Here is a 7,062-nt window from a genome sequence, read left to right as displayed (position 1 = left end):
CTTTTCGACATTATAGTCGGACGACTGGAGCAGCTTCAGGATGATATTTTCGACATCTTCGCCGACATAACCGGCCTCGGTCAGCGTCGTCGCATCGGCCATGGTGAAGGGCACGTCAAGGAAACGCGCGAGCGTCTGGGCCAGCAACGTCTTGCCGCTGCCGGTCGGGCCGACGAGCAGGATGTTCGATTTCGCCAGCTCGACATCTTCGCCGCGACCGCTGTTCGCAAGGCGCTTGTAATGGTTGTGCACCGCGACCGACAGCACGCGCTTGGCGGTGTTCTGGCCGATGACATAGGAATCGAGATGCTGGCAGATTTCCAGCGGCGTCGGCACCGCGCCATCCTTGCGCGCGGCGATGCCGCCCTTGATTTCTTCGCGGATGATGTCGTTGCACAACTCGACGCATTCGTCGCAGATGAAAACGGTCGGCCCGGCAATCAGCTTGCGGACTTCGTGCTGCGACTTGCCGCAGAAGGAGCAGTAAAGGGTGCTCTTGCTGTCCGAGCCACTCAATTTCGTCATAAATCTTCCTATGGCGCGGCCAAGAAGGGGCGACGCCGCCTTTATCCTAGTCCCCGGTCACCCAATTACAATATGGCAATTGGGTGACATGGGCGCAATGTTCCGCTTAGCATCGAGGCGCCAAGCGGGCGTCAACAAACGCGGTTAAGCCCTACCGCCCGCTCCCCCAACCTCAACGACTCAGGGCGTCGGGCCTTCGCTGACGTCCTTTGCCGCATCGTCGCCGGGCAGGCCGGGGCGGCGGTCGTACACATGGTCGACCAGGCCGAATTCCTTGGCCTCGTCGGCTTCGAGGAAGGTGTCGCGGTCCATCGCTTTTTCAATATCTTTCAACGACTTGCCGGTATATTTGACATAAAGATCGTTCATCCGCTTTCGGATGCGCAGGATTTCCTTGGCCTGGATTTCGATGTCCGACGCCATGCCGCGGGCGCCGCCCGACGGCTGGTGGACCATCACGCGGGCGTTGGTCAGCGCGACGCGCATTCCGGGTTCGCCCGCGGCGAGCAGGAAGCTGCCCATCGACGCCGCCTGACCGATGCACACGGTGCCGACGCGGGGACGGATATATTGCATCGTGTCGTGGATCGCCATGCCCGCCGTGACGACGCCGCCCGGCGAGTTGATATACATGTAGATGTCCTTCTTCGGATTTTCCGATTCGAGGAACAACAGCTGGGCGACGATCAGCGAGGCCATCTGGTCTTCGACCTCGCCCGTGACGAAAACGATCCGTTCGCGCAGCAGACGGGAAAAGATGTCGAAGCTGCGTTCGCCGCGGCTCGTCTGTTCGACGACGACGGGAACCAGGGCTGCGAGCGGGTCGATCATGGGGATTTCGTCCTTATGTTTCCGGGATGCCGCGGCGGAGAATCCGGCGGGCTGGCCCCTCCGGCATTCTACATCGTCGGCAAGGGGAAGGGTTTCAAGGGGGCAAATGACGCGGTGCGTCCCGATGGAGGATCGCGTGGCGTCGAAAAAGAAGGGGCGGGAAAACCCGCCCCGACTGGATTGTTCAATTCGGGGGTTAGTCGCCCTCGCCCGGATTGGGCGAGAAGAGCGTCTCGAACTTGTTCTCGACACCCTTATATTCGTCGGCGTCGGCGGGGGTTTCCTTTTTGACCGTGATGTTCGGCCATTCGGCGCTGAACTTGCTGTTCACCTCGAGCCACTTTTCAAGCCCGCTCTCGGTGTCGGGCAGGATCGCCTCGGCCGGGCATTCGGGTTCGCACACGCCGCAGTCGATGCATTCGTTCGGATTGATGACGAGCATATTCTCGCCCTCATAGAAACAGTCGACGGGGCACACCTCGACACAGTCCATATATTTGCACCGGACGCAGGCATCGGTGACGACATAGGTCATGGGTTTTCGGCTCCCTCTCATGACGGCGAACGGGCCGTCAAACTCTCAATACCGGCTCGCCTCTATGCCGCGTGACGGCGGTGCGTCAACGCTAAGCGACAGTTGCGAATCACTCTCATTGGATAGGCGGATCGGGGCGTTCGGGGTGCAAAGCATTTCCATCGGCGTCGATAGCAGGCGACGTGGGATCGGCGGGGCCGGGGGCAAGCCGCGCATAGCAGGCCTGCGCCTCGGCCGCCGGGCCGCGGCGCAGCGGCAGCGACAACAGCCGGATGACCTCGATGCGTTCGCCGATCGGCAGCACTAGCGTCGCACCCGCATGAACTGCGCATGACGACCGGGTGATGCGTCGTCCATCGAGCCGGATATGCCCGGCCGCGACCATCGCCTGGGCGATGCTGCGCGATCGGGCAAAGCGCAGGAACCACAACAGCTTGTCCAGCCGGATGCTTCCTGCGGCGCCGGGGCTTGTCATCAGTCCTTGCGGCTCTCGGCCAGCAGCGCGGCGAGCCCGGCGAAGGGGCTGTTGGGTGACGGGCCGCGGCGGGCGGGGCGGTCAGTGCGTTCCAGGCGGGGCGCGCGGTCGGGATCGACGCGCGGCGCCTTGGGCTTGCCTCGCTTGCCCTTTGCCTGCTGCGCCGGCGGGCGCCGCGCTTCGCCATTTGCGGGCGCGCGGGGCGGTCCGCCCGCATTCTTGCGCTGCGCCTTGCGGCGGGGCCGCTTGTCGGGCTTGCGCAGCCCCGACCAGCGCCAGCGCTCGAGCGCGGGTTCGCCGACGCTGCGAAAGCCGAAGCTACCGAGCAGCGCGCGGCGCGTTTCCTCGTCGAGTCCGAGCGAGGTCGCCAGTGCGGGGTCGATGACAAAGCCGGGCGGCGGGATGGCGGCGACGCCCTCATGCTCCTCATGCGCTTCGGGCTCGTCGTGATGATCGTCGGCGGCACTGGCGATCGGTGCGGTCGGCGGCGCGGCGGCCTGCATCCGGGCGGCATGGGCCTGGCGCGCCAGCTTTTCGGCCATGTCGATGCGCAGCCACCCATTGGCGCAGCGGCGGAACCCCGCAATCGAAAGCCCCCCATGGCTGCCGGTCTTTTGCAGCACCGCGCCGTGCGGCGGCAGCGCGGGCACCGGGCTGCCTTGCTGCGCCGCGACCAGCGCGGCGCGCCAGCGCACCGCTTCGGGTTTGAGCAACAGCGGGTGGAAAATGTCGAGCGAGCCAATGGTGAAGCCGAGCTTGCGCAGCTGCGGCCGCTCTTCTGGCGTCAGTGCCGCCAGCTGGTCCTCGACCGCCGCGCGGCCGATCATCCCGCTGTTATCGGTGAGGGCGGCGAGCAGCGCGCGGATGCGCGGCGGGGTGAACAGGTCGCCTGCGGCTTCGCCCATCGCGGCGAGCGGTCCGGCGTGCCGCGCGAGCTGCTGTGCGACAAAGCGTTGCAGCCGTTCCGCAATCGCCTGCACCTGGTGCAGTTCGAGTCGGCGGAGCGACGGGTCGATCTGAATCGCGGGCTGGACTAGCGTCGGTCCGCGCGCAAGCGACGCGATGGGGTGGCCGTGCCAGGCGAGGCGGGGGCGCGCACCCGGTTCGGCGACCAGCGACAGCGTGCTGTCGTCGCCTTCGGCCAGCGCGACTGCGCGGCGTGCGAGTTCGGCGCGCAAATGCTTCTCCGCCGCCGCCAGCAGCATCCGATGATCGCTCGCCTTGGCGACCGGATCGACCCTGAACTGGAAACCCGTCAGCGTCCCGATCGCCTCGCCATCGACCGCAACCGTGCCGTCGGCGCCCACGGCAACGGGCAGCGCCGCGTCCCGCTGCCCCGCATCGCGGAGCAGCAGCGCGAGTCGGCGGTCGACGAAACGCTGCGCGAGCGCGGCGTGCAGTGCGTCGGACAGGCGCGATTCGAGCGCCTGCGTCGCTTCGGTCCATCCCGCCGCGCCCGCGATCCAGTCGCCGCGCTGCGCGATGAAACAGAGCGTGCGGACCGCGGCGATGCGGCTCGCCAGCTGGTCGATATCGCCCTCGACATCATTCAGCCGTTCCAGGCGGCGCGCGAACCAGTCGGGGTCGATCATCCCGTCGCCGCTGGTGCGCCATTGCCACAGCTTGAACACGGTGCGGCTGTGATGTTCGGCGCCCAATTGCTCGAAATCGGGCAGGCCGCACACATCCCACAGCCGCTGGACCGCATCGAAGTCGCCGCCGCGCGCGCGCACCTCCATATCGCCGGCCAGATGCTTGAGCACCGCAATATCGACCGCTTCCGGTGCCGGGCGCAGCATCGGCTGGGTCGGCGGCTGCGCAAGGTCGGACAGCAATTGCTCGAGCGAACCGAACCCCGGCGTCGGGTTGCGCCAGAACAGGTTGGGAAGCGGCGGGAAATGATGGCCCTCGATCGCGGCGACTTCTTCGGGCGTGAAACCCCCCTGCGGCAGGCCGACGGTGCCGAATCCGCCGTCCTGCTGGTGGCGACCGGCCCGTCCCGCGATCTGGGCCATCTCCGAAATCGTCAGGCGGCGGAGGCGCCGGCCGTCGAATTTCTGCAAGCTGGCAAAGGCGACATGCTGGACGTCGAGGTTCAACCCCATGCCGATCGCGTCGGTGGCGACGAGGTAATCGACCTCGCCGGCCTCGAACATCGCGACCTGCGAATTGCGCGTCTTGGGGCTGAGCGCGCCCATCACCACCGCGGCGCCGCCCGAAAAACGGCGCAGCATTTCGGCGATCGCATAAACTTCCTCGGCGGAGAAAGCGACGATTGCCGATCGCTTGGGCAGGCGCGACAGCTTGGACGAGCCCGCATAGCTCAAGGTCGAAAAGCGCGGCCGGGTGATGATCTCGGCTTCAGGCACGAGTCCCTTGACCAGCCCTCTTATGCTCGCCGACCCCAGGATCATCGTTTCCTCGCGCCCGCGTGCGCGCAGCAGCCGGTCGGTGAAGACATGGCCGCGTTCGGGGTCGGCCCCGAGCTGGGCCTCGTCGATCCCGACGAAGGCGACATCGCGCTCGACCGGCAGCGCCTCCATCGTGCCGAGCAGGTAGCGCGCGTCGGGCGGCAGGATCCGTTCTTCGCCGGTTATCAGGCCAACCTGCGCGGCACCCTTGATTTGGGCGACGCGGTCGTAAACCTCGCGCGCCAGCAGGCGCAGCGGAAAGCCGATCATGCCGCTCGAATGGGCGGTCAGGCGCTCGACCGCCAAATGGGTTTTGCCGGTATTGGTGGGGCCAAGGACAGCCTTGACCGGCTGGGAAGAGGGTGATGTCATTTTCTTGGCCGCCAAGCTGGCATGGGCGCGGCCGACGCGCAACAGGCGATCGTCGAATGGCAGGACCAAGGCCGATTTTTGGTCGCGACTTGCATATTATCCCAACACCCACACGCCTTGCCGCAACCGGCGCCACCAAAGCGGCCATTAAATTGACTTTAACGACCTTTCTTTACAGACAACGGCTCGAAATATCATTCGGCGGCCGGGTTAGGGAGGCTTGCCGAGCGGGGGTTGCAATTTGTTTCAGCGTCACGAACCCATCGCGGGGATGTCCGGCAATGCGGCCGCCCTCACGATGTCGCAAGCGATCCCGCTGCGGCACGGCGATTCCGATGCCGAAGCGCAGATCGGCTGGCGCGACCGGCTGGCACAGATCGACCTCGTGCCCGACCTGGGCGACAACATCGGCTCGGCCGAATGGTGGCGGGGCCTGGCGACATTAACCCTGCTGTGTGGGACGGCCATCGCGACATTCCCCGGCATCCAGCCGCTCGAAGTCAGCGGCCAGCCCGCGCTCGACGCCGCCGATTTCAATGAAGCGCGCGCGCAGATGATCGTGCCGCTGGCGCTGGGCGGCGATACCGGGCGGCACATGGCGGCGACCGACGCGGTGCGTCCGCTGACCCAGACCCCCGAACGGCCGCAGATCGAACTCACCGCGACGCTTGGCAACGGCGACAGCTTCGCCCGGCTGCTCGAACGTTCGGGCGTCGGCAGTGACGAGGCACAGGCGCTTGCCCGCCAGGTTTCGGGCGCGGTGCCGCTCGCCGACATCGCGCCGGGCACGCGCATCGACCTGATCCTTGGTCGCCGCGCCGCGCGCACCATGCCGCGCCCGGTCGATGCGCTCGCGATGCGCGCGCGCTTCGACCTCAGGATCGAGATGGAGCGGCAGGGCGGGCAGCTGGTGATGCGGCGCATCCCGATCGCGGTCGATGCAACGCCGCTGCGTATCCGCGGGCGCGTCGGCGACAGCCTGTATCGCTCGGCGCGCGCCGCCGGGGCGCCGCCCCAGGCGATCCAGTCCTATCTGCGCGTCATCGGCCAGCAGATTTCGGTCGGCAGCGGCATTCGCGCCGATGACGAATTTGACATCATCGTCGATTATCGCCGCGCCGAGACGGGCGAGAGCGAGACCGGCAAGCTGCTCTACGCCGGGTTGATCCGCGGCGGCAAACCGAAGCTGTCGATGCTCGAATGGAACGCCGGCGGGCGCAGCCAGTGGTTCGAGGCGTCGGGCGTCGGCGAACAGCGCGGCGGCATGGCGCGGCCGACCAACGGCCGCGTGACCTCGACTTTCGGGATGCGGCGCCATCCGATCCTCGGTTACAAGCGGATGCACAGCGGCATGGATTTCGGCGGCGGCTATGGTGCGCCCATCTATGCCGTCACCGACGGCGTCGTGACCATCGCGGGGCGCCACGGCGGATTCGGTAATTATGTAAAGCTCAACCACGGCAATGGTCTCGGCTCGGGCTATGGTCATATGAGCCGGATCGCGGTGCGTTCGGGCCAGCGCGTCAATCGCGGACAGGTGATCGGCTATATCGGTTCCACCGGACTGTCGACCGGCCCGCATCTCCATTACGAACTGTATCGCAACGGCCGCGCGGTCAATCCTTCGTCGGTGACCTTCGTCACGCGCGCGCTGCTTGAGGGCAAGGCGCTCGCCGATTTCCGCGCCCGTATTCGGTCGCTGACGTCGATCGCGCCGGGCGCTGCGCTGACCCCGATCGCGCCGAAGCAGGTCGAGGGGCCGAAGCTCGGCAGCCTGGCCGACGTCGCGTCGAAGCGCGCCGAGGGCGGGATCTGACGCCCTAGAGCGAGCATCGTCTAAATCCGTTTGTGTCTCGACTGCGCTCGATAGGAACGGTGCTCGGGCTTCCTTGAATCGGCCAATATCCATTTGC

The 7,062-nt window shown here is 66.4% G+C and carries 6 protein-coding genes; 1 reads left to right on the top strand and 5 read right to left on the bottom strand.

What is annotated here, in order from left to right; translation table 11 throughout:
• The 5 genes from A3E77_RS06340 to A3E77_RS06320 all read right to left on the bottom strand — a co-directional run.
• Positions 1-525 (bottom strand): ClpX C4-type zinc finger protein (locus A3E77_RS06340; RefSeq protein ID WP_293644256.1); only part of this gene is annotated, 525 nt, incomplete at its 3' end.
• A 180-nt stretch (positions 526-705) separates the two neighbouring features.
• Positions 706-1,356, bottom strand: coding sequence for an ATP-dependent Clp endopeptidase proteolytic subunit ClpP (clpP, locus tag A3E77_RS06335; protein ID WP_293644254.1), 651 nt, complete (start codon positions 1,354-1,356; stop codon positions 706-708).
• 196 nt (positions 1,357-1,552) lie between these two features.
• Positions 1,553-1,891 (bottom strand): ferredoxin FdxA, encoded by a 339-nt coding sequence (gene fdxA, locus A3E77_RS06330; protein ID WP_179493858.1) that lies wholly within the window; start codon positions 1,889-1,891, stop codon positions 1,553-1,555.
• 115 nt (positions 1,892-2,006) lie between these two features.
• Complete coding sequence (locus A3E77_RS06325) at positions 2,007-2,366, bottom strand: RNA-binding S4 domain-containing protein (RefSeq protein ID WP_293644252.1); 360 nt, start codon at positions 2,364-2,366, stop codon at positions 2,007-2,009.
• Positions 2,366-5,149, bottom strand: a complete 2,784-nt coding sequence (locus A3E77_RS06320) for a helicase-related protein (protein WP_293644258.1) — start codon at positions 5,147-5,149, stop codon at positions 2,366-2,368. The genes A3E77_RS06325 and A3E77_RS06320 overlap by 1 nt, the downstream gene beginning before the upstream one ends.
• 271 nt (positions 5,150-5,420) lie before the next feature.
• Here A3E77_RS06320 and A3E77_RS06315 point away from each other — a divergent pair, with 271 nt between their 5' ends.
• Positions 5,421-6,965, top strand: coding sequence for a M23 family metallopeptidase (locus tag A3E77_RS06315; RefSeq protein ID WP_293644250.1), 1,545 nt, complete (start codon positions 5,421-5,423; stop codon positions 6,963-6,965).
• Positions 6,966-7,062 lie beyond the last annotated feature (97 nt).

Source organism: Sphingopyxis sp. RIFCSPHIGHO2_12_FULL_65_19, from assembly GCF_001830555.1.
Classification (GTDB): domain Bacteria; phylum Pseudomonadota; class Alphaproteobacteria; order Sphingomonadales; family Sphingomonadaceae; genus Sphingopyxis.
The sequence above is the reverse complement of the archived record's forward strand: the minus strand, read 5'-3'. Positions and strand labels throughout refer to the sequence as shown.

What these genes read in the sequence shown, in the direction of transcription:
- clpP (WP_293644254.1), bottom strand. Translation starts at nt 1,356, where the DNA reads ATGATCGACCCGCTCGCAGCCCTGGTTCCCGTCGTCGTCGAACAGACG.
- A3E77_RS06320 (WP_293644258.1), bottom strand. Translation starts at nt 5,149, where the DNA reads ATGACATCACCCTCTTCCCAGCCGGTCAAGGCTGTCCTTGGCCCCACC.
- A3E77_RS06325 (WP_293644252.1), bottom strand. Translation starts at nt 2,366, where the DNA reads ATGACAAGCCCCGGCGCCGCAGGAAGCATCCGGCTGGACAAGCTGTTG.
- A3E77_RS06315 (WP_293644250.1), top strand. Translation starts at nt 5,421, where the DNA reads ATGTCCGGCAATGCGGCCGCCCTCACGATGTCGCAAGCGATCCCGCTG.
- fdxA (WP_179493858.1), bottom strand. Translation starts at nt 1,891, where the DNA reads ATGACCTATGTCGTCACCGATGCCTGCGTCCGGTGCAAATATATGGAC.